Origin of the sequence: Marinobacter sp. 2_MG-2023 (assembly GCF_030546935.1) — a bacterium.
Lineage (GTDB): Bacteria > Pseudomonadota > Gammaproteobacteria > Pseudomonadales > Oleiphilaceae > Marinobacter.
Window position 1 is genome coordinate 77,798 of the sequence record NZ_JAUOPH010000005.1, and the last position, 23,073, is coordinate 100,870.

The 23,073-nt window shown below is 56.4% G+C and carries 18 protein-coding genes; 10 read left to right on the forward strand and 8 right to left on the reverse strand.

The window, feature by feature from the left end:
* Positions 1–176 precede the first annotated feature (176 nt).
* Both Q4501_RS14165 and Q4501_RS14170 read left to right on the forward strand, forming a co-directional pair.
* On the forward strand, positions 177–1,262 hold the full coding sequence (locus Q4501_RS14165; protein ID WP_303596916.1) for an efflux RND transporter periplasmic adaptor subunit: 1,086 nt from the start codon (positions 177–179) through the stop codon (positions 1,260–1,262).
* Positions 1,259–4,489, forward strand: a complete 3,231-nt coding sequence (locus Q4501_RS14170) for an efflux RND transporter permease subunit (RefSeq protein ID WP_303596917.1) — start codon at positions 1,259–1,261, stop codon at positions 4,487–4,489. Before Q4501_RS14165 ends, Q4501_RS14170 begins: the two co-directional genes overlap by 4 nt.
* Here the strand turns inward: Q4501_RS14170 and Q4501_RS14175 are convergent.
* Complete coding sequence (locus tag Q4501_RS14175) at positions 4,486–4,920, reverse strand: potassium channel family protein (RefSeq protein ID WP_303597168.1); 435 nt, start codon at positions 4,918–4,920, stop codon at positions 4,486–4,488. The two genes, Q4501_RS14170 and Q4501_RS14175, sit on opposite strands and share 4 nt — an antisense overlap.
* Positions 4,921–5,038: 118 nt before the next feature.
* On the opposite strand from Q4501_RS14175, the gene Q4501_RS14180 reads away from it, so the two are divergent.
* The 5 genes from Q4501_RS14180 to Q4501_RS14200 are packed head-to-tail and all read left to right on the forward strand — an operon-like array spanning position 5,039 to position 13,549.
* The gene (locus tag Q4501_RS14180; protein WP_303596918.1) at positions 5,039–6,277 is read left to right on the forward strand and encodes an efflux RND transporter periplasmic adaptor subunit; all 1,239 of its coding nucleotides are present in this window, start codon (positions 5,039–5,041) and stop codon (positions 6,275–6,277) included.
* Positions 6,274–9,444, forward strand: coding sequence for an efflux RND transporter permease subunit (locus Q4501_RS14185; protein ID WP_303596919.1), 3,171 nt, complete (start codon positions 6,274–6,276; stop codon positions 9,442–9,444). Before Q4501_RS14180 ends, Q4501_RS14185 begins: the two co-directional genes overlap by 4 nt.
* Positions 9,445–9,468: 24 nt before the next feature.
* Complete coding sequence (locus Q4501_RS14190) at positions 9,469–10,149, forward strand: ABC transporter ATP-binding protein (protein ID WP_303596920.1); 681 nt, start codon at positions 9,469–9,471, stop codon at positions 10,147–10,149.
* Complete coding sequence (locus tag Q4501_RS14195; protein ID WP_303596921.1) at positions 10,146–12,446, forward strand: FtsX-like permease family protein; 2,301 nt, start codon at positions 10,146–10,148, stop codon at positions 12,444–12,446. The genes Q4501_RS14190 and Q4501_RS14195 overlap by 4 nt, the downstream gene beginning before the upstream one ends.
* Positions 12,443–13,549, forward strand: a complete 1,107-nt coding sequence (locus Q4501_RS14200; RefSeq protein WP_303596922.1) for a lipocalin-like domain-containing protein — start codon at positions 12,443–12,445, stop codon at positions 13,547–13,549. Before Q4501_RS14195 ends, Q4501_RS14200 begins: the two co-directional genes overlap by 4 nt.
* A gap of 37 nt (positions 13,550–13,586) precedes the next feature.
* On the opposite strand, the gene Q4501_RS14205 is transcribed toward Q4501_RS14200, so the two are convergent.
* The 4 genes from Q4501_RS14205 to Q4501_RS14220 all read right to left on the reverse strand — a co-directional run bounded on the left by Q4501_RS14205 (position 13,587) and on the right by Q4501_RS14220 (position 17,185).
* Positions 13,587–14,543, reverse strand: a complete 957-nt coding sequence (locus Q4501_RS14205) for a flagellar motor protein MotB (RefSeq protein WP_303596923.1) — start codon at positions 14,541–14,543, stop codon at positions 13,587–13,589.
* Between the two features lie 5 nt (positions 14,544–14,548).
* On the reverse strand, positions 14,549–15,325 hold the full coding sequence (locus Q4501_RS14210) for a MotA/TolQ/ExbB proton channel family protein (RefSeq protein ID WP_303596924.1): 777 nt from the start codon (positions 15,323–15,325) through the stop codon (positions 14,549–14,551).
* A gap of 65 nt (positions 15,326–15,390) precedes the next feature.
* A complete protein-coding gene (locus Q4501_RS14215; protein WP_303596925.1) occupies positions 15,391–15,810 on the reverse strand; it encodes a YkvA family protein in 420 nt (139 codons plus the stop codon).
* A 49-nt stretch (positions 15,811–15,859) separates the two neighbouring features.
* Positions 15,860–17,185, reverse strand: a complete 1,326-nt coding sequence (locus tag Q4501_RS14220) for a DASH family cryptochrome (RefSeq protein WP_303596926.1) — start codon at positions 17,183–17,185, stop codon at positions 15,860–15,862.
* Positions 17,186–17,354: 169 nt separating this feature from the next.
* On the opposite strand from Q4501_RS14220, the gene Q4501_RS14225 reads away from it, so the two are divergent.
* On the forward strand, positions 17,355–18,467 hold the full coding sequence (locus Q4501_RS14225) for an S-(hydroxymethyl)glutathione dehydrogenase/class III alcohol dehydrogenase (protein ID WP_303596927.1): 1,113 nt from the start codon (positions 17,355–17,357) through the stop codon (positions 18,465–18,467).
* Positions 18,468–18,555: 88 nt separating this feature from the next.
* Positions 18,556–19,500, forward strand: coding sequence for a ketopantoate reductase family protein (locus Q4501_RS14230; RefSeq protein ID WP_303596928.1), 945 nt, complete (start codon positions 18,556–18,558; stop codon positions 19,498–19,500).
* Here Q4501_RS14230 and Q4501_RS14235 read toward each other — a convergent pair.
* The 3 genes from Q4501_RS14235 to Q4501_RS14245 form a co-directional block, all read right to left on the reverse strand.
* Positions 19,497–20,543: a peptidoglycan -binding protein gene (locus Q4501_RS14235; RefSeq protein ID WP_303596929.1), complete on the reverse strand. Its 1,047-nt coding sequence runs from the start codon at positions 20,541–20,543 to the stop codon at positions 19,497–19,499. The two genes, Q4501_RS14230 and Q4501_RS14235, sit on opposite strands and share 4 nt — an antisense overlap.
* The gene (locus tag Q4501_RS14240; RefSeq protein WP_303596930.1) at positions 20,540–21,268 is read right to left on the reverse strand and encodes a flagellar motor protein MotA; all 729 of its coding nucleotides are present in this window, start codon (positions 21,266–21,268) and stop codon (positions 20,540–20,542) included. The genes Q4501_RS14235 and Q4501_RS14240 overlap by 4 nt, the downstream gene beginning before the upstream one ends.
* 137 nt (positions 21,269–21,405) lie before the next feature.
* The gene (locus Q4501_RS14245; RefSeq protein WP_303596931.1) at positions 21,406–22,089 is read right to left on the reverse strand and encodes a type 1 glutamine amidotransferase domain-containing protein; all 684 of its coding nucleotides are present in this window, start codon (positions 22,087–22,089) and stop codon (positions 21,406–21,408) included.
* 202 nt (positions 22,090–22,291) lie between these two features.
* Between Q4501_RS14245 and Q4501_RS14250 the strand changes: the two genes are divergently transcribed.
* A complete protein-coding gene (locus Q4501_RS14250; protein ID WP_303596932.1) occupies positions 22,292–23,044 on the forward strand; it encodes an ABC transporter substrate-binding protein in 753 nt (250 codons plus the stop codon).
* Positions 23,045–23,073: the final 29 nt, after the last annotated feature.

Here is a 23,073-nt window from a genome sequence, read left to right on the forward strand (position 1 = left end):
GATTAACTCCCCCTGCACGGGGTTTTTTAATGGCGTTTGCGGACAGTTGTTTTTGGCGATGACTGGTGGTTTTGTCATAGTTAAGCCCTGACTTAGGATAAGTTGGTATGTCTTCGTTCAGAGTATATTGATAACCTATGGTTATTAACTAATAACTGGTTTCGGAGTGGCTGCTGATGAAGCATATTGCTGTACTGGGCACCATCTTTCTTGGGTTGGTTTTCACCGGATCAGCTCTGGGTGATGATGCCTCATCGAGGCCGGAAACGGTTCCTGTCGAACTCGGCGACTTGCAGGAAACACTCGTTCTTGACGGCGTGATCGAGGCAGTTCAACAGAGCACTGTGTCTGCACAGACCAGCGGCACGGTGGAGAAGCTACCGTTTGATGTAGACGACTCGGTGGTCGCCGGCGACCTTATTGTGCAACTGGAAGGCAGTGAGCAGCGCTCCCGGGTCACCCAGGCGCAGGGTGGCCGGGATGAGGCGCGCGCTGCCTTTGCCAACGCGCAACAGCAGTTTGCCAGGGTTGAAGCCGTGCATGAGCGCGGCCTGGTATCACGGCAGGAGTTTGATCAGGCCCAGAACAATCTGGCAGGCGCCAAAGCGCGACTGGAGCGTGCAGAGGCGGCTCTGGCAGAGGCCAGGGAGCAGTTAAGCTATACACGGATAACTGCGCCCTACGGTGGCATACTGACCGAACGTCATGTGGAAATCGGTGAGTCCGTCAGCCCCGGACAACCCCTGCTCAGTGGCCTCTCCCTGGAGCAGCTCCGGGTTGTTGTAGACCTGCCCCAGCAGTACGCGGATCTTGCCCGGCGCGAGCGCCAGGCGCAGGTTACCCTGGCCGATGGCCGAGTACTGGAAACTGGCGAGATCACTTTTTACCCCTATGCCAATCCTGCTACCCACACTTTTCGGCTGCGTATGCGCCTTAGTGAACCTAATGGATCCCTGTTTCCGGGTATGCTGGTGAAGGTCGGAGTTCCCGTCGCAACGCGCAATGCACTCTGGATCCCCGTTAGCAGTCTTGTGCGTCGTAGTGAGCTGAGGGCAGTTTTTGTGCTGGATGATCAGGAGCGCCCGCGGTTACGACAGGTTCGTGTCGGCACGGAACAGGACGGTCGTCTGGAAATTCTGGCTGGCCTGAGCCAGGGGGAGCGGGTTGTCATCCACCCGGGTGAGCTGATTGGTACTGATCGCCTTAACCTTTCAGCAGAGCCCGCCTCTCGAGAAAGTGTTAACAAGGAGGCAGGGAATTGAGTCGCGAACTGCCCCCGGTCGGCCCCTCCGGAGCGATTGCCCGGGTTTTCCAGAATAATCATCTGACGCCTTTGCTGGCGTTACTCTCCATCATTCTGGGTGTGCTTGCGGTTGTTGTGACGCCGAAGGAAGAAGAACCGCAGATAGACGTTACCATGGCGGACATCATGGTGGCTTTTCCCGGTGCCAGCACACAGGAAGTTGAAAGCGCTATTGCAACCCCGGCCGAACAGGTGATGAGCGAGATTGCCGGCGTTGAGCACGTTTATTCCGTGTCGCGTCAGGGGCAGGCCATTGTTACCGTGCAGTTTGAAGTCGGCATTCCCCGAAAAGAAGCGCTAGTCCGGCTTTATAATCAGGTGTATTCAAATCAGGATTGGCTGCCGCCAGAACTGGGCGCCACACAACCGGTCATCAAGCCCAAGGGCATTGATGATGTGCCGGTAATGACTTTGACTCTTTACGATCCGCGTAATGGACATACTGGCGAAGAGCTTACCCGTCTCGCCCACATGCTTGAAGTCGCGCTCAAGCGAGTGCCCGGAACCCGCGATGTTTACACCGTAGGCGGCGTGCCCGACCGGGTGGATATCCACTTTGACCCAGCCCTGCTTGCCGGATTCAACCTCACCCTCAGCGATATTCGCGATGCCCTGAAGGCTGCCAACAGCAGTAGTCAGGAAGCGCGTATTACCCGGGATAACCTCTCTATCCCGGTCCAGGCTGGCACCCTGCTGGAGAGCGTAAACGATGTGCGTCGCCTCGTGGTCGGCATGCACAATGGTGCGGCTGTGCATCTGGACGACGTGGCAAGTGTGAGTCGCGGCGGCACGGTTGCGGATCGAAGTGTAATGACCGGTTTCGGGCGAGCTGCGAATGCGAACAGTATCGGACAACCTGGGGGCGTATACCCCGCAGTGACTCTGGCGATAGCCAAAAAACCCGGACAAAACGCCGTGGATATCACCACCGCCATTCAGCAGCGGCTGGAGCAGATCCGCAATCGCGCTCTGCCGGAAGGCGTGGAAGTGATTGTCACCCGGGATTATGGCGAAACTGCCTCCGCGAAGGCCCAAAAGCTCATTTCAGACTTGATTTCCGCTACCCTTTGCGTGGTGTTGCTGGTGCTGGTGGCCATGGGCTGGCGCCAGGCGCTGATTGTGGGCGTGGCAGTGCTGATCACGCTGTTGCTGACGCTGGTATTCTCCTGGGCCTGGGGCTTTACTCTGAACCGGGTCTCTCTGTTCGCGCTGATTTTCTCCATCGGTATTCTGGTGGACGACGGCATTGTGATCACCGAAAACATCAATCGCCGGATTCGCAACTCCAACCACCCGTTGAAAGACATTATTCCGGTGGCGGTAGACGAAGTGGGTACGCCCACCATCATGGCCAGCCTCACCATTATGGCGGCCCTGTTACCCATGGCTTTCGTAACCGGCCTGATGGGTCCCTACATGAGCCCCATCCCGATCAACGCTTCCGCCGGTATGGTGCTGTCGCAGATTGTTGCCTTTGTGGTTGCGCCCTGGCTGGCGTTTCGTTTGTTGAAGCGAACGGAAGGCGAAACCGCCGCGGAACTGGAAGGGGGAGGCAGTTCTGCCGATGGTGTCAGTCCCATGTCCATGAAAATATTCGGGGGCGTCCTTATGCCGTTTCTGGGTGATCACCGCTGGCGTCGTCGCCTGCTCGCGCTTGGAGTGATCCTGCTGACTCTGGCTGCTGCCTCCTTGCCAGCGTTTCAGGTGGTTATCATGAAAATGCTGCCCTTCGACAACAAGTCCGAGCTTCAGGTTGTGGTTGATATGCCTGAAAGCGCGCCGGTTGAGCAAACCCAGCGGGTGCTTATGGAAATGGGCCATTACCTGGAGAGCGTTGACGAAGTGACCAGCTGGCAGAGCTATGCCGGTACGGCCGCGCCCATTAACTTCAATGGCCTGGTACGCCAGTATTACCTGCGCAGCGACCCTTATCAGGGCGATATCCAGGTCAATCTCAGCGATGAGAGTGTGCGGTCCCGCCAGTCCCACGATATTGCCCAGGCTTTACGGGCACCACTGACTGCCATCGGCGAGCGCCATGGTGCCAGCGTCAAGATTGTTGAAGTGCCGCCGGGGCCACCCGTGCTGTCACCCGTGGTAGCGGAGATCTACGGCGCAGATGCTGGCCAGCGCGCCAGGTTGGCCCGCTCCGTGGCAGCCGGCATGGCTGAGGTGAAGGGGCTGGTGGATATTGATACCACGCTGGAAGCGCCTACCCGGCAATGGGAAGTTGAAGTGGATCGCGCCCGGGCTGCTCGTCTGGGCGTCTCCCAGGCTCAGGTTGTAGAAGCATTGCAGATGGGGTTGGGCGGTGTGAACGTCAGCTTTTTACACGATGATCATGCAAAGTACCCAGTGCCGATTCGTGTAACCCTTGGAGACGCTGATAAAGCTCAGTCATCGGTGCTTCTGTCCCTGCAGGTGCGCAGCCGCGATGGCAACCTGGTGCCTCTGGCGAGCATTGCCCAGGTGCGCGAAGCCGACTGGATGGGCGCGATTTATCACAAAAACCTGCTGCCCGTGACCTATGTAACAGCGGATATGGCGGGAGCTATAGATTCACCCTTGTACGGCATGTTTGCCATGGTTTCACGCCTGAATCAGCAAGAGGGCGCACCCGAGCAGTTCTTTATCGATCAACCACCGCTGCCGGAAAAAGGCACGCTCAAGTGGGACGGTGAGTGGCAGATTACCTACGAAACCTTCCGTGATATGGGGGCCGCCTATAGCGTGGGCGTATTTATGATCTTCGTACTGCTGGTGGCTCAGTTCCGCTCTTATATTCTGCCGCTGGTTATTATGGCGCCCATACCCTTGACCCTGATCGGAATCATGCCCGGACATGCCCTGTTAGGCCGGGAATTTACCGCCACCAGTATGATTGGCATGATCGCTCTGGCCGGCATTATCGTACGTAATTCCATATTGCTGGTGGTGTTCATACAGCAGCTTCTGGAAGAAGGGGTTGAGCTGGATAAGGCCGTGGTTCTGGCAGGTGCGGTACGCATCAAACCAATCGCCCTGACAGCAATATCGGCAATGGTGGGAGCTTACTTTATTCTCAATGACCCCATTTTCAACGGGTTGGCCATCTCCCTGGTGTTCGGGCTGGCGTTATCCACCTTATTGACAGTGTTGGTGGTGCCATTGCTGTTTTACACGCTCGCCAGGCGGTCATGGGTCTAGTGATGTTCGGTGCCAGTCCAGTAGCGTTGCATTTTTACAAACAGGAAAGACGCGCTCCAGGTAATCAGCACCAGCCCCGTGAGCCCTTCAATGCCGGTCAGGAACCTTAGCTCACCGATAGGTTCGATATCACCATAGCCAACTGTGGTGAAGGTGCTGAAAGAAAAGTAAATGCAGTCCAGAAAACTGCCATCAAAGTTGCCAGTCAACAAACCCCATGCGTCGGCGTGATGCATGTAGTAGTAGGCTCCGGCAAACACCCATACCTCTACCGTGTGGGCGAGCAGTACGCCAAGGACGGCGACGACCAGGCGAAAGTGATGACTTTCATGCATTTTTGCCAATATTGCGCTCAGGCGTACAAGCACCTCGTGGTGCATGAGGACGACGACCACCACAAGGGTGGCGTTGATGGCGGTTGCGCTGAGCAGGTTGGCATAATCTTCTGCGAACAAACGGTTAGTACTCCCTGGGTATCGTGCAAAGACACCCTGATGACAGGCTCCGTTTTGTGACGGAGCTATATTTAACTTAGCTGGTTACTACGTGATGTCCAAACGACTTATACCTCTGATTATTCTGGCGGCCGGTGTTCTTGGGTTTCTGTTTCTGAAAATGACCCGGCCGGAGCCTGCCTCAGTAAGCGCAACTGAACGCAGTTGGCGAGTACAGGTTCAGGTCGTCGCACCGGAAGCACACACACCGGTGTTGCCTTTGTATGGTGAGGTGGTGGCGCCCGAACAGGTGTCGGTGGTGGCTACCCTGGCTGGTCGCATTAGCGAAAGGCCGGTTTCAGAGGGGCAACGAGTGAGCGCTGGAGACTTGCTGGTCGCTCTGGATGCCGGGGATATTGAACCAGTGCTGGCCCAGGCGAAAGCTCAGGTGGCCGATCTTGAGGCACAGATTCGATCTGAACAAGTGCGCTACCGCAATGATCAGGCCGCGCTCAAAAGCGAGCATGCGATTCTGGCCAACGCCCGCCGGCAACTGGAGCGTACCCGCTCCCTGGTAGACCGCAACCTTGCTTCCCGTGAGGATCTCGAGATCGTAACAGACGGCGCAGCCAGGGCTGAGCTGGTCGTCAGTATTCGCCAACGCGCCATCGACGAACACCCGGCACGGTTGCAAAGCCTTGAAGCCAGGCTTGCCCAGGCCGAGGCAACGCTTGCAACAACCCAGCGGGATGCCGAGCGCTCCCGGGTTGTTGCTCCATTTGATGGTGTTGTGACGGATGTTCAGGTCGCTGTTGGCGACCAGGTATCCCGAAACCAGAAATTATTCTCTGTCTACGCCGTAAAGGGTTTGGAGCTTCGAGCCAGGGTGCCAGATATGTATCGGGCCGAGCTGTCAGACGCACTGGCTGAGGGCAAAAGCCTGTATGCCTATAGTGACAGGCGGGACATTCGCTTTCGATTCGAGCGCTTTGCCGGTACCAGCGACCCCGCCGGAACCGAGGCAATTCTTGCCCTGGCCGGGGATGCCGGGGGGTTGCGCCCGGGGGCTCTGCTGCCGGTCAGCCTCGAACGACCAGAGCGCAACGCAACGGTCGCCGTCCCATTCAGTGCCCTGTACGGCGCTGACAGCATTTACCTGATGACAGACGATAACCGCATGCGGCGAGTTCTCGTAGAGCGTGTGGGCGAAGCTCTCTCGGCGAATGGCGAGCGCCGCCTCCTGATTGCCGGAGAGGCATTGAAGCCCGGTGCCCGTCTGATTGTCACGCATCTGCCCAATGCGCTCACCGGGCTGAAAGTTGACGTGACCGACGATGAGAGCCAGGTACGATGAGGCGTAAAAAAGGCGTTATCGGTTTCTTTGTGCATCACAAGGTTGCTGGCAACCTTGTGATGATCATGATGCTGCTTGCCGGTGGGTTGGCACTTACCCGTATGAACGTTCAGTTCTTTCCTACCTTTGCGCTGGACGTGGTCAGTGTGCGCGTGGTCTGGAGTGGTGCTTCCGCTGAAGATGTGGAGCAGGGGATCACCAACCCTCTGGAGCAGCGCCTGCGTAGTGTGGATGGACTCAAAAAGATGACCTCCACGTCGGCTCAGAGCGTGGCGGCCATAACCCTGGAGTTTGAGGAAGGGACCAATCCGATCAGTGCGCTGGATGATGTGCGTCAGCAGGTGGATGAGTTTACCAATCTTCCGGCAGAGGCTGAGGAGCCTGAGGTTACCCGGATTGAACGCTACGAGCCTGTCGCTCGGTTACTGGTGTTCGGGGATGTTGATCGCAGCGAACTGCGAGCTCTGGCTTACCGCTTTGAAGACGAGCTTCTACAGCAGGGTATAGACCGGATTTCGTTCCAGGGACTGCCGGAGCAGCAAATCAGCATTGATGTTCCGGTGGAAAAGTTGGAGACGCTGGGGCTCACATTGGGGCAGGTTGCCGACCGGGTGGCTTCGGTTTCACGGGATTTGCCCGCCGGCATAATGGCCCAGCAGGATGCAGCCCGGGAGCTAAGGTCTGTTGAACAGCGGCGCAGCCCGCAGGCATTTGAGTCTGTGCCCGTTCTCAGTGGCGAACGCACGCAACTGCTGCTTGGGGATATCGCCGAGGTTCGTCAGGAAGATCGGGACAGTCAGGTTACGCTCACCCGTGATGGGTTTCCGGCTATCGAGCTGCAGCTCCAGCGTTCGGAAAACGGTAACTCCCTGGCGGCAGCCAAGGTTCTGCAACAATGGCTCGACGAGACGCGAGCTACCCTGCCTCCTTCGATAAAGCTGGAGGTTTACGATGAGACCTGGCAGCTTCTGAATGATCGCATTTCCCTTTTGACCAGTAATGGTCTTGGCGGTCTAATACTGGTTGTCTGCCTGCTGTATCTGTTTCTTCCGGGGCGCGTGGCATTCTGGGTGGCTGTGGGGATTCCAACGGCGTTTCTTGCCGCTCTGGGTGTGCTCTGGCTGATTGGCGGCTCCATTAACATGATATCCCTGTTTGCTCTGATCATGGCATTGGGGGTGATTGTAGACGATGCCATCGTAGTGGGTGAGGATGCCGATGCTCATGCCCGCATGGGTGAAGCCTCGGTTTATGCGTCGGAGGGCGCTGCCAAGCGAATGGTCTGGCCAGTGCTGGCCTCATCTCTGACCACCGTTGCGGCTTTTATGCCGCTCCTGGTTGTAGGTGGTGTAATCGGCAACATTCTCGGCGATATACCGGTTGTCATGATCTGCGTGCTGATTGCATCACTTCTGGAGTGCTTCATTGTGCTACCGGCGCATTTACGGCATGCCTTCACGCCCCGGCGTACAGGCAAGACGGGGGCAGCAGAACCCGCTACGCCCAGCCGCAATCCGGTTGCGCGTTTTCGAGTTGGTTTTGAACGCCGGTTTGATCGCTTTCGCGAAGGTCCTTTTCGCCGGTTCTCCCAGCGTAGCCTGGAAAACCGGGCTATTACCATGGCAAGTATTCTGGCGTTAGCACTGGTTACCGTGGGGCTCCTTGCCGGCGGCCGCCTCGGGTTCAATTTCTTTCCGACGCCGGAGCCCTCTGTTCTCTACGCCAACGCCAGTTTTGTTGCGGGCACGGAGAGGGCGACTGTTGACCGATTTATGACCGACATGCAGAAAACGCTGAATGACACGGAGGCGGCGTTAGGCGGCAACCTGATTCTGCACGCGGTGACCATGGAGGGCGCAACTCTGGGCGCCGAAGGAAGCTCACGTACCGGCGATGAGCTCGGCTCCATAATGATTGAGTTGGTGCCTTCGGATCAGCGGCCGGTGCGTAACCCGGAATTTATCAACGAATGGCGCAGCCGACTGATCTTGCCGGCCGGGTTGGATAACCTTGCTATTTCCGAGCGCCAGGCGGGACCCCCAGGCAGTGATGTGAATGTGCGGCTAACGGGGGATGACGCAGAAAACCTGAAGTTTGCGGCTGACGAACTGGCGCAGGCGTTATCGACCCTGCCCGGTGTACTGGATGTGGAAGATGATATGCCCTGGGGCCGGGAACAACTGATTTATCAGGCCAGCGCCTACGGTGAGGCGCTTGGCCTCACCACCACCGATCTGGGTAGCCAGCTGCGGTCAGCATTTGATGGCAGGGTTGCCCAGATCTACCAGGACGGCCGTGATGAGATGGAAGTGCGGGTGCAGCTGCCCCGGGATCAGCGTGAGCGCTTATCTACGCTGTCCCGCGTGACTGTACGTTTACCCGATGGACGCTTTGTACCCCTGGGGCAGGTGATGAACCTGGATCATCGGCAGGGCTTTGAGGCACTGCGCCACGCCGACGGTAAGCTGGCGGTGGAAGTAACGTCTGCGCTCAATACGCGGGTAAGTACCACGGATCAGATCCTCGAGAGCCTGCAGGCCGGCGCGCTACCGGATATTGCCAGCCGCTACGGGGTACGTTATAGCTTTGAAGGTCGGGCTGCGGATCAGCGCGAAACCATTGCGGATATGAAAACCGGTTTGTTGATCGGTGTGGCATTGATGTACGTGATCCTGGCCTGGGTGTTTTCCTCATGGACCCTGCCTTTAATTGTGATGGCAATTATTCCCTTTGCCCTGGTAGGCGCCTTGTTGGGCCACTGGTTGATGGGGCTACAGCTCACGGTTCTATCGCTGTTCGGTTTTTTTGGCCTGGCCGGCATTGTGGTGAATAACGCGATTATTCTGGTGTCCTTTTACAACCAGCAGCGCCAGAAGGGCCTGGGTATCAACGAGGCTCTGAACGAAGCGGCTGTCCAGCGGGTACGTGCGGTATTGCTCACATCGCTGACGACCATTGGTGGATTGCTGCCGCTGCTGTTTGAAACCTCGCTGCAGGCGCAGTTCCTGATTCCCATGGCCACATCCATTGCTTTTGGTCTGGGATTGTCTACGGTGTTGGTGCTGCTGGTTATTCCGGCCCTGCTATCCTGGCTGGAGCAGATCCGCGAATGGCGAGCCAGGCGCCACGGTGGAGAGGCAGAACCGCTGGGGGCAGGAGAGTCTTAAACGGCAGTGAGAAGAGGTACTTTTATGACTGAATCTCTGCTGGCTGTTCGGGGCCTGGGCAAGCATTTTGTCAGCGGCAACGAAACTGTTCCGGTTATTGGAAAACTGTCATTTACCCTCGGGCAAGGGCAGTCGTTGGCCCTTACTGGTCGGTCTGGCTCCGGCAAAAGCACTCTTTTGAACCTCTTGTGTGGTCTGGAACGGCCGGATGCCGGCACCATTGTCATATGTGGCGAGGTTTTCGAGGCCGGCGGCACGGCGGCTCTTCGAACAGCAAAAGCGTGGTCGGCGTTGCGTCGACAGCGGATCGGCGTGGTGTTTCAGGAGGCGAACCTGATGCCCGCACTGTCGCTGCTGGAGAATGTGCGGTTTCGCGCCCGGCTTGCTGGTCGTGATCCGGCGAAAAGTGAAGATTGGCTGACCCGCCTCGATATTGGTGATCTCGCCCAGCGCTATCCGGACGAGGTATCCGGCGGCCAGCGCCAGCGCGCGGCATTGGCCATGGCTTTTGCGATGGAGCCGGCGCTGATTTTGGCGGACGAGCCCACAGGGAGCCTTGATCGCCATACCTCCGACGATGTTACCCGTGTGCTGTTCGACCTTCAGGCCCGCTACGGCTGCGGTCTGATACTGGCAACCCACGACGCAGAACTTGCTGCGGGTTGCCAGCAGCACCTGGATCTCGGCCATTCAGGCGCCGTATGAGAGCTCTTCTGTCTCTCTCCACCTTTTTCTTCCTGCCCCGGGCCCTGCTCAGCCATTATCGTCGTCATCCGCTGCAACTGGTTGCGCTGGGAAGCATGATTGTTCTTGCAACCATGTTATGGACGGGGGTGAGCCATCTCACCAGCCAGGCCAGAGCAAGCCTGGATCAGAGTGAGCAGGCCGTAGCAGAACGCCAGCAGGTGGTGCGAAGTGACGGCCGGGCTCTGGCCGTTGAAGATTTCGTTACACTTCGTCTTGCCGGTCTCTGTGTTATGCCGTGGTTGGAGGTAACACCTGACACGGGAAGCCGTATTGTTGGTATTGATCCGCTGGCGGCCCATTGTTTCAGTGTTGGAGCAGGCGCATCTCAGGCGCTTGACCAGCCTCTGGATGGCAACCCATTTGTGGATATTTACTCTGCAGCCAGCATGAGTGCCCGCGAGAGCCGGCTGTACCTGCTGACACCGGAAGCGACTCAAGCCTCTGACCTGCCCCCTGCTTACCGGCTGAAAACTTTCTCAACCAGCCCGGACACTGGCGAGCTTGGCGACTCCTTTCTGCTCAACCTTGAAGCCCTGGGTGTGCTGGTACTACTGATCACTGCTTTGCTATTGCGCAGCGTTTATTTGCTGGGGTTGGCGCAGCGCCGGGACAGCTTCGCCCTGCTGCATCGGTTTGGTGTCTCACCCGGACGAGTTCAAGGCTGGTTGGTGCTCGAAATTCTTGTGCTGGCGCTGCTGTGTGTGGTGCCGGGAGTCTGGCTGGGGCGCTGGCTGGCCGCCGGGCTCGGGAGTGGGTTCGGGCAAGCTCTTGACGGGCTGTTTGATATTCCTCTTTATGCCGGACAAGGGCAGGGTTGGTTAGTGCCGGTTCTGGTTATGCTGGCAGTTGTAGTGATCGCTTGTTTGGGGGATCTGCTTTTGCTCAGGTTTCGTGAACGATTTACTTTGGCGCGACCTACGCTGGCGGCGATGGCAACGACGCTGTTGGTAGCGGGGTTGGTCCTGGCCTGGCTTTCTCCTGCATTGCTGTGGGTATTTGTGGCCGTGGCTTTGGTCTTCGCAGGGGCAGGCTGGCTGACGCCGGCTGCGGTGGCCCACCTGGCCCACTGGCGCGCTGCCCGATCCAGGGATCCACTCGCCCAGTGGCGCTTCCGGGAGCTTGCCGTACTGGTTCGCCGCCTGACGTTACCCCTGGTTGCATTGCAGTTTGCGCTGGCGATGGTGCTTGCCGTCCAGGCTCTGGTTACTACGTTTGAAGATACCTTTGATCGCTGGCTGGCACAGCGGCTGGAAGCCGCATATTACATTGAAGTGCCCGCTGGAGCGGATGGGCGCAAAGCAGCGGAATGGCTCACCAGCCAGCAAGCGAAGGTTCCGGGTTTGCAGTGGCACAGGGTGATTCGGGGTCAGGCGCAGCTGGAGGCACAGGGTAATGCGGGCAGCCAGCAAGTGGATGTATTTACGGTCGCGCCAGTGGGTTCTTTGATACGCGCATGGAACTTGTTGGATACGGCAGATGAGCCCTGGGGAGCTTTGGCCTCCGGTGAAGGTGCGATGATCAACGAGCAACTCGCTCGTCGGCAAAGACTCGATGTTGGAGACAGCCTTTATTTGACTCTCGGGGATCAGGCACAGGTGGTTCCGGTGTTGGGTGTGTACCCGGACTACGGCAGGCCAGTGGGGGAAGTCCTGTTGAACGCTGAATTCTTACCCGATGATTTTAATATCCGTTTCGAGAGCTTTTCCGTGACGCCCGGGGAATTCGGGATTGCGCCGGTTACCGATGCACTTGTGGAAATCTGGGGTGTTGACGCACTAACTTTCAGGGACAACAGCAGTATCCGGGAGCTGGCCACGGGTGTGTTTGATCAGACGTTCGCGCTGACCCGCGCGATGACGCTGCTTACTCTGATCCTGGCTGCTTCGGCGCTGCTGATGATGGGGTGGGTGTTCTTCTCTACCCGTGTCTGGTATTTCCGGTTGCTGGTAGTCTGGGGCATGCAGCAGCGCGAAGTCGCAGGCCAGTTGTTGCGGCTGGCGCTGATGCTGACGGGCGGAGTGGCTGTGCTGGCCTTGCCTCTGGGCATCTGGTTGACCTGGGTGCTGGTGCACCGGATCAACCCTCTGGCGTTTGGTTGGTCACTACCCATGGCCGTGTACCCGATCTTCTGGGTAGAACTCGCAATTCTCAGCCTGGTTATCGGCGTGAGCATCGCGGCTCTGATGCGTCGTCAGCTTGGCAAGCCCGCTATTGCGCCTGCATCTGCCAGTGCTTTGAACGGAGGGGAGCGATGATCCGGAACCTTGGTTTTGCATTGGTTCTGTCTCTGTCTCTGTTTGCCGGTTGCTCCGGCGACACCGGAGACGAGGGCTTTGCCGGTTTGGCAGGGTTGGAGAGCAAAGAGGACGCGAGCTCCGGAACCGATAGGCCGTATCTGCAGCCAGACCCCGGAGACCGGCTGACGTTTCCCGCCGATTTCGGGCCGCATCCTCAGCATCGCATTGAGTGGTGGTACCTCACCGCAAACCTTGAGACCGAAGCGGGTGAGCCGTTGGGTCTGCAATGGACACAGTTCCGCCAGGCCCTCGAGCCCAGAGCCGCAAACGCGCCTGCGCCAGCGTCCACCAGTTGGCCGCTGCAAGCTGCATGGATGGCCCACGGCGCGGTAAGCTGGAAAGGCCAGCACTACTTCGCGGAAAAGCTCGCCCGTGGCGACATCGGGCATGCGGGGGCGACCGCCTTACCCTTGCAGGTTTGGCTGGATAACTGGCGGCTGAGTGGCAATGCAGACAACAGCCGTTGGCAACTTCAGGCCAATGGCGAGGATTGGAGCTATGACCTGACTCTGAGCATTGAGGGCGCGCCCGTGGCCCACGGAGAGGAAGGGTTCAGCGCGAAATCTGCCAGTGGGGAAGGCTCGATGTATTTTAGTCTGGTGGACATTGCCATTTCCGGCGAAGTGAGACTTGATGGGGAGGTGCTGCCGGTCACGGGAAAGGGCTGGTTTGATCGGGAATGGAGCAGTCAGCTTCTGAAAACCGGTCAAAAAGGCTGGGACTGGTTTGCGCTGCACCTGGATGGTGGCGACAAGCTGATGGCCTTTCGTTTGCGGGATGACAGCGGCAGTTTCCTGTCTGGCACCTGGCTGCCTGCAGGTGGTGATCCTGTGCCATTACGCCCTGAACAGTTGAACCTGAAAGAACTGGAGCGCGACAACGATGTGCCCGTGCGCTGGCTGCTCAGGATTCCGGATTATCAGGTAGAACTGCAATTAAATGTGCCGCCCGGTGATTATCTTAACCGGGGGCTTTATCCCTACTGGGAAAGCCCGGTCAGCGTTTCTGGTAGCCACACCGGAGAGGGCTACATGGAACTGACCGGTTATAAGCTGCGTTGAGTTGATACGGTGAACTCTGATTTGCCCACCACTCCGGCTACCAGGTAATACCACCGTTTGCATCCGACTCCGAGTTCGAATCTTCTCCCGGGCTAATGGTGATGGGCCGGATATCGATGGTGGCTTCGCGTTCACTGGCGTCTTGTTCAATCAGCTCACGCAACTTCACACCTTGCTCCTCCAGTGGTTCGGACAAGTCAATGATGATCTCAACGCGCCGGTTCTTCGCGCGGTTTTCTGCAGAGACATTTTCCACCCGGGGCTCGGTATCGGCCAGCCCTTTTACAGCCAGACGCGTGGGCTCAACATCGCCGGTGGCCAACAACACGTTTGCGACTGCAGCGGAGCGGGCGGCGGATAAATCCCAGTTACTGTAGAAGCGGGATGTCCGTATTGGTATATCGTCCGTGTGCCCTTCGACCATCAACTTTCCGGGCATTTCTGCCAGCACTTTCGCCATTTCCAGAAGCAGGCCTTCAAACTCGTAGGTCAGCTCCGCCGAGCCGGAAGGGAAAGAGCCTTTCTCCTCGACTCGTATAACAATACGGTGCTGATCCTGATCCTTCTCTACAGTAACCCGGCCATCATCTATGGCTTCTTCAAGCACTTCCCGGATGCTTGACGTGCTGGCCTCGAGGGATTCCTGCGCAGCGGCTTCCAGAGCCTGATCGGTAGTACTTTTAAGGGTCTGGAGCTCTGGCTGCTGATCGGTTGTCGTCTGCTTTATTTCATTAACCAGTGTTGGCTCGGGAGGCGCTGGAGAAAATTTGTCGAAAATCGGGCTGGTGCCCTGGGGGATCTCAAGCGCGGGTATGTCGCGCTGAACGCCGAACGCCTTTGATAGCTCACCGGCTATTTGCTTGAACTTCATCGCGTCAATTTCAGAAAACGACAACAGAAGCACAAAGAAACACATCAACAGCGACATTAAATCGGCGAAGGTTACAACCCAGGCCGGGATGCCCGGTTTTTCCTCTTCTGGCAGCTCATCCATGGGGCTTATCCGCTGGCGGCCTCCGCCTCAGGCGCTTTGGCGCGCTCCTTTGGAGTCAGGTAGCTGGAGAGCATCTGTTCGATAATACGCGGGTTTGTGCCATGCTGAATAGCCACCAGTGCATCGGTATAAAGCATCTGCAGGCGGGCTTCTTCTGTCATCCTAAGGGATAGCTTGTCGGCAATAGGGGTGGCAATCATGGTTGCGATCATTGCGCCGTAAAGCGTGGTCAACAGCGCGACGGCCATGGCCGGTCCGATGGATTTCGGATCTTCCATGTTGGAAAGCATTTGGACCAGGCCAATCAGGGTACCGATCATGCCCATTGCTGGCGCCACATCCGCCATTGCCATAAACACTTTGGAGCCAGAGCGGTTGTGGTCCAGAGTCATCAGGCGTTCTTTATCAAGGAGTTGCTTGATCGTCTCCCCGGTCTGGCCATCTACCAGCATCTGGATGCCGCTACTCAGAAACGGTGACGAGACATCTCGCCCTTCAAGTCCAAGCGCTCCCTCTTTGCGGGCAACATTGGCTACGTCTACCAGTTCTTCAATGCTGGCCTGGGTTTCCGGGAGCTTGAACTTGAATGCCCGGGCAGCCGCTTTGAAGGCCCCAAGAAACTGAGGGATGCTGAACTTGGCAAGCACGACCAACAGGGTCCCACCAACAACGATCAGTAGCGATGAGGAGTTGAGGAAAACATCGGGTGCTGCACCTAGAACAACGGCGGTCACGATTAGTAAAAGGGCACCAAGCAGACCGATCAGAGTGGCTAAATCCACATGCTCTCCAGAGGGTTTGACGATTTAAAGTGAGGTTGTGAGATTACCTGTAGTTCATAATTCAATCAATCTGCTTGTGTCGATTGCGTGACCTCTTCCTGTAATTCTTTCCAGGCGGCGTACTTGTGCAGATCAGATTCAACCAGTTTCAGACAGAGTGCAACTACGCCAACATCGTCCACAAAACCAATGCCGACAATCAAATCGGGAATCAAATCCAGCGGGTTCATAACGTACAGGAGCGCGCCCGCCACTGCCGCAATGCTTTTCCAGGGGATGTCGCGGTAACTGCCGTTCCTGTAATCCCGTAACATGGCAAACATCAGCTTGATATCGGCGCTGAACCGCTCAAACTTTCCACTGCCTTTGACCTTTGTTTCAATAGCCTGCTGGCGATCCAGCAGTGTTTCGAGATCTGCACGGCTCACTTTCTCTGCTTCTTCATTCAACTGTTTACGTGCATCCTTCTGGCTGAACAGAGCCATGAACAAGTGTCCTCTATTTGGTTAAAAATGATATCCAGACGAAACAGTGTCACGAAACCGGCCAATCTGCCGCATCCACCAGGTGCAGTCCCACAGGCTGTTCGGCCTGGCCGCGCCACTTGCTGACGAAGGTGCCATCAGGGTCGTATTGTTGTGCCTGTTTCTCAAGGTTGAACCGGCGGAGGCCTCTTGGATCGGCACCTACACCGGCCAGGTACTGCCAGTTGCCATAGTTGCTCGCGACATCATAATCGATTAGCTGCTCCTCGAACCATGCAGCTCCGTAACGCCAGTCCAGTTCCAGCTCGTTCACAAAACAACTGGCTACCAACTGCCGACTACGGTTGCTCAAATAGCCAGTTTCCCTGAGCTGGTTCATCGCGGCGTTTACCAGTGGGTATTGGGTGTTGCCCTCGCACCAGGCTTTGAAACGGTGCCCGTAAAAGGTTACAGGTCGGCGTTTACGTTGCACACCATCACGCCGAAACAGATCAGCACAATGTTTGACAGCGTACCAGTAGAAATACTCCCGCCAAAGAAGCTCGAACCATAGCCAGTAAGTGGATTCGTTGCGGATTTCAGCGCGCTCATATTCAACAATGGTCTCTGCGACTTCCCGCGCGGAAAGCGAACCATCTGCCAACCAGGGCGAGAACTTTGAGGAGGCGTCCCAGGTGTCCAGCGCATTTCGCGTTTGTTTGTAGTCGTTGATAGCGTGGTTAGTGAACAGAAATTCCTGAAGCCGCGCCAGACCGGCCTTTTCTCCGCCAGTGAACGGAATAAAGTGTTTTGGCTCGGTTACGGCGGGACACTCTCCCCGGTTGTCCTCTGGAAATCCCGGGGCAGGTGGCAAGGCCGTCAAAGTGCGGATTCGCAATGGCGAAGGCGCGGATTCACCGGAGTTTTCGATCAATTTGCGAAACTTTGAAAAGGTATCCGGTAAATCCACAAGTCTCATGGGGAGCGAGCCCTCGGTATACAGGCTGAGCGTTTCGAATTCCTGCAAAACGATTCCAGGTAGCTTGTCACCAATTGTTTGCCACTGGCCTGTTTCACGTGTCCCCGGTTGGCGCGAACGGATGACGCTATTCATTTTATGGTTTTGCGCGAGTGCCGGAATCACCTCTTCGGGTTTGCCATAGGCGATGTGCAGTCGCTGGCCGAGGGCCCTGAGGTTGCGTTCGAGCCCCATCAGGCTTTGCCACAGAAAACGCCAGCGATGAGCGCCCATGGCTTTCGACTGCATAGGGCCGGGTACGAACCAGCGTGGATCAACCACGTAAACGCAGAGCAGCATGTCGGATCTCGAAGCCGCCAGCAGGGCTGCGTTGTCGTGTAGGCGGAGATCCCGGGTAAACCAGTAAAGTGTGCGCAAAGTGACGATCCTGTATTTCAGAGGTTTCGTACATGTCAGTTACAGATTTACGTGGCGGGCTGCCGGAAAGATTGCCGGACGGCAGACGAGCCGGAGCTGTTTTTCAATGTTACAGTAGCTGTTATCAGGCCGGTGACGGCTTTGCCAACTGGATTATAGGAGATTCAAGATGATTAAATCCCGTGCCGCCGTGGCCTTCGAAGCCAATAAACCGCTGGAAATCGTAGAGGTTGATGTGGCACCACCCCAGAAGGGGGAAGTTCTGGTTCGAATTGTCGCAACCGGGGTTTGCCATACCGATGCCTACACGCTTTCAGGTGCAGATCCGGAAGGCCTGTTCCCTACCATTCTGGGCCACGAGGGCGGCGGTATAGTGGAAGCCCTTGGTGAAGGCGTAACCGGCCTTGAAGTTGGCGATCACGTTATTCCGCTTTACACAGCTGAGTGCGGTAAGTGTAAATTCTGCACCTCTGGCAAGACTAATCTGTGCGGTTCTGTGCGCGCCACCCAGGGCAAGGGCGTGATGCCCGATGGTACGTCTCGTTTCTCATACAAAGGCGAGCCGCTATATCACTACATGGGCTGCTCGACCTTTTCGGAATACACCGTTTTGCCGGAAGTCTCCCTGGCAAAAATCCCCAAAGAAGCACCTCTGGATAAAGTGTGCTTGTTGGGCTGTGGTGTAACTACCGGCATTGGTGCTGTGCTCAATACCGCCAAGGTTGAAGAAGGCGCAACGGTGGCGATATTTGGTCTGGGAGGCATAGGACTGGCGGCGATTATCGGCGCCAAAATGGCAAAAGCCGGCCGTATCATCGCAGTAGACATCAACCCCGGTAAATTCGAGATTGCGCAGCAACTTGGTGCTACCGATGTGGTGAACCCGAAAGACTATGACAAGCCGATTCAGGAAGTCATCGTCGAAATGACGGACGGCGGCGTGGATTACTCGTTCGAGTGCGTGGGCAATGTTCATCTGATGCGCTCGGCACTGGAGTGCTGTCATAAGGGCTGGGGTGAATCCATCATCATCGGCGTTGCCGGTGCCGGTGAAGAAATCAGCACTCGCCCGTTCCAGCTGGTAACCGGCCGGGTCTGGAAGGGCTCAGCGTTCGGTGGCGTAAAAGGCCGTACGGAGCTGCCTGGTTATGTAGAGAAAGCTGAGAAGGGAGAGATCCCGCTGGATGTTTTCATTACCCACGAAATGCCGCTGGAAGATATCAACGAGGCGTTTGAGCTGATGCATGAGGGTAAGAGTATTCGGACTGTGATTCATTTTTAAACCAAGTTTCTTGTGACGCCGGGCTGCGAGCGAAGATAACCCGCAGCCCGGCGCTCTTCGGAATGGATGAACAGGGAGGCCTTTTTTCATGCTCAGCATTCTCATGATCGGCGCAGGTGGTATTGGCGGCTATTATGGCGCGAGATTGTCTGAGGCTGGTCACAGGATCGTGCTTACGGCCCGGGGTGCCCACCTTGCAGCCCTGGAGAAAAAGGGCCTGGTGGTTCATTACGAAGGCCGGCAGATAGAATGCAGTGTCCCGGCTGTTGATCATGCTGCGCTGATGCAGAACTACCAGCCTGGTGATTTTGATGTGATCGTCTTTGCGCTCAAGTCCACCGCAACAAAAGCTGTTCTGAGTGAGCTTGCTCCATGGCTGGCACAAAGTGACGTGCCTGTTCTGTCATTGCAGAACGGTGTGGACAACGAGCCGATGATTGCCCGGATACTTGGTGAAAGCCGCGTTCTGGGTGGATTGGCAGTGCGTATCGGTGGCCATATTGTTGAGCCAGGTGTGGTTGAGGCAGAAGGTGTCGCGCAGGTTGTTATGGGCGAGTGGCCGGCTGTTCCGGAAGAACAGGATGCCAGGCGCCCACTTTTGGAAATACTGCAGAGTGCTTTTGAACGGGCCGGTATCCCGACTGTTATTTCAGATGATATTCGCTATGAGTTATGGCGAAAGCTGGTTATCAATAACGGGGTTAACCCAATCTCGGCACTTACCGGGCTGGATACACAAAGTTTGACGCGGCACCCGCAATTCAGCCGGATTGTGTACGGTATGATGGGGGAGACAGCCGCTGCGGCAAAGGCCGATGGTCTGGAACTTGGCAAGGCGGATGTCGACGAAATGTTCGAGCTGATCAGCAGCTTTAACGCGATCAAAACGTCGATGTTGGTCGACAAGGAAAAAGGCCGCCCCCTGGAACTGGATAGCATTGCGGGAGCGGTGCTGCGGCGTTCCAAAACGCTCGGTATCGATGCCCCTTATACCACCACCGTTAACGCGCTTCTGGAGCACGGTCTGGGCTAACGGTCAGTCAGCTTGATTTCAATACGCCGGTTTTTCTGCAAGGCATCCGGTGATGTTCCATCTGCAACCGGGAAAAACTCGCCAAAGCCGGCGGCGACCATTCGGTTTTGCGGCACGCCCTGATCCGCAAGATAGCGGACTACCGCCACCGCACGAGCGGTCGACAGCTCCCAGTTGGAGGGGAACTGCGGCGTGTTGATCGGGATCAGGTCTGTATGGCCATCAATGCGAAGAATCCAGTCAAGGTCGTCGGGAATCGTTTTAACCACATCAAGTAACACGCCGGCCAGTTTGTCGAGTTCCCGCTTGCCCGCCTCGCCCAGTTGGGCCGAGCCGGAAGCGAACAGCAGCTCGGATGGCAGCAGGAACCGGTCACCGACAATACGGATGTTTTCATTGGCGGCCAGAATGTTCCGTAACCGCGAGAAAAATTCGGACTGGTACTGCTCCAGTTGATTGATGCGTTCCGCCAGCAGAGTATTCAGGCGTCTACTGACATCTTCCAGTTCGTCTTCCTTGTCGACGGTCATTTCTTTTTGCAGTTTCAGTGCAGCGGTTATTTGTCGCAGCTGGTCTTGTAAGGATGCAATCTGATTGGACAAGCGCAGGATCATGTTTTGTTGGCTGGCAGAAAGCTCGTCCTTGTCGTCCAGCTCCTGATTCATGTTCGCCAGTCTTTCAGCCCGGGCCTCGGCATCGGCGGTCTGTTGCATCAGCTGGTTACGTGAGGCGTCCAATCGGTCCTGCAGGTCTTCGTTCTGCGCTAGGCTGTCGCTGAAGTTGCTCTGAACCGTGAGCATTTGTTGTTCCAGAGCTTCGGTTTTGCTTTGCTCCAGCCCCAGCAGTTGTGAAATTTCGTTCAACCGTTGATTTAGCCGGGCCAGTTCGGAGTTACGGTCAGACAGTGTCTGGGACAGGAAAAGCTGGCTGACCACATAGATCAACAGCATGAAGATCACCAGCATCAGCAGGGCGGAGAGTGCGTCTACATACCCCGGCCATACGTTAGTGGTGCTTCGGCTTCGACGTCTGGATCCAATCATGGCTGGCGTTCATCGCTGGTGAACGGGTCCAGCAGATTGGTAACACCGGTCAGCCATTCTTCCAGCCCGTCATAGAAACGGTTCTGGGCATGGCCGGCCTGGATATCAAGAAAACCCAGTATCAGTGAGCCACCAAGGCCGAGCAGAGAGGAGCTGAATGCAGTGCCCATGCCCTGCAAGGGCGTCAGCAATCCGGTCTGAAGATCCGCGAATACTTTGCCGAAATCACCCTGGCCCATGTCCAGGTTGGTAATGACCTCGCCAACTGCATTGATGGTGCCGAGCAGCCCCCAGAAGGTACCGAGAAGGCCAAGAAAAACCAGTAGGTTAATGAAGTATCGTGTGATTTCGCGCTGCTCATCCATTCTGGAATGAATGCCATCCAGAACTGTTCTGAGCGACATGGTCGAGAGCGTAAAGCGGTCACGTTTGGACTCTTCGCCCAATTGCCGTGCCAGTGGTTTGAGCAGGCGGGGTTCTTCAAGCACTGAAAGGCCGGAATGCCCGGTACGGAACTGGGCGATCCAGCGAAGCTCCGGGAACAACACGAATACCTGCCGGTAAGTGAGGCCGATGCCGATGATCAGCACGCCGACAATCAATAGGTTGAAGACCCAGTTCGCCATAAATGCGGTGATCAACGGTTTGTGGACCAACACGCCAACGATGGCAACAACCGCCAGAAAAAAGGTCATCCAGAAAAGGGTGTGTTTGGGATTACTCATGAAAAAGCCAGCCTTTTGAGATGTTCTTCAAAACGTTAGCACAGACTGACGTATCTTGGCGCTTATTTGCGGGAGATTATGCAGGGCGAGGTTCCCCGACGAGGCGATGCGCCAGGCCGGGGTGAACATTACAGGTTTCAGGCTTGCTGAAGTGCCTGAACCACAGCCTTGGCTGCACCCTCTGATGAAGCCGGGTTCTGGCCGGTAATCAACTTGCCATCCACCACAATGTGCGGAGCCCAGTCATCACCCTTTGAGTAGGTTGCGGTGTTTTCCTTCAACATATCTTCGAGCAGGAAAGGTACGATCGTTGCCAGACCAACTGCTTCTTCTTCGCTGTTGCTGAATCCGGTGACTTCGCGACCGCCCACCAGGTTTTGCCCGGGCTTGATCTCTACGTTTTTGAAGACAGCCGGCGCGTGGCAGACCGCTCCAATTACCTTGTCCTGTTCGTAGGCAGCTTTGATCAGTGCGACAGATTTTGCATCGTTGACCAAATCCCAAAGAGGACCATGACCGCCCGGATAGAAGACAGCATCAAACCCGTTCATATCTATGTCACTGAGTTTTTTTGTGCTGGCGAGCGATTCTTTGGCGTGCGCATCCGCCTGAAAGCGTCGGGTGCTGTCTGTGAGTGCGTCTTCGGCTTCGCTGTTGGGATCAACTGGCGGCTTGCCGCCTTTCGGCGATGCGATGGTGATGTTTGCGCCTGCATCACGGAACACATAATAGGGCGCGGTAAACTCTTCCAGCCAAAAGCCTGTTTTGTGGCCAGTGTCTCCCATCTGGTCGTGGGAAGTCAGAACCATGAGGATGTTCATAGTGCGCGTCCTTTTCATTGAGAAGTGAGATTCACCTGTTTTACCAGACCCGTAACTCGTTCTTGTGCTGTAAGCGATGGAATTCAACCGTCGTATTTCACACCATTTTACGCAGCTAGACCGTTTGCGGATCTGAGAACGCCTATACTGTGTATATACGACTGTCATAGATCGTTTTTAGCTTGTGGAGAAACGACAGACCATGCGAATACTTGTTGCCATTCTGTTTGCGGCGATGGCTCTTTCCGCAAATGCCCAGCAGGGGACAGAGACGGTTCGTGCCCTGACGGTTACGGTGGGTGCGGATCATGCGCCGCCGTACCGGATAATCGAAGGTGCACAGCCCTCAGGTCTCTATGTAGAGATATTCCGGGAAATTACGAACCGGCTGGGCTGGGAAACCCATTATCGGGAGGCCCCCTTTCGGCGAGTCCTGAAGATGGTCAGGCGGGGCGAGGTGGATGTCATGCTTGGAGCCCTCAAAACATCAGGAAGAGACGAACAGATGGTATTTGTTGCACCTGCCTTTCCGCCGGAACGCAGGCTGTTTTTGCACATCAAGGATTCTGACCGTATTGAGCGTTACGCGGACCTTTATGGTAAAACCATCGGCGTATTGGAGGGAGCCAGCTATTTCCCGCGGTTCGATAATGACGGGCAGTTGCACAAAGAAGCTGCCCCCCGGTATGAGAACCTGATCCTGATGATGGAAAAAGGCCGGGTGGATGTAGTGGTTGTCCCGGAGCTCGCGGGTTTGTATACGGTTCGAGAGCTTGAACTGCCTGTGCAGGTGTCTCCGTTTTTTGTACCCGGGGAGCGTTCTTGGATCGCCGTTGCAAGAACCTCGCCGGTAGCGGAATATTCTGACGATATACGCGCTGCGCTCAAGCTGATAGAGGCAGAAGGCACATACGAAAATTTGGTGCTGAAGTATATGGATCAGTACGCTCTTTGATCCAATAAGCCAACAAACAGGATGGTCGC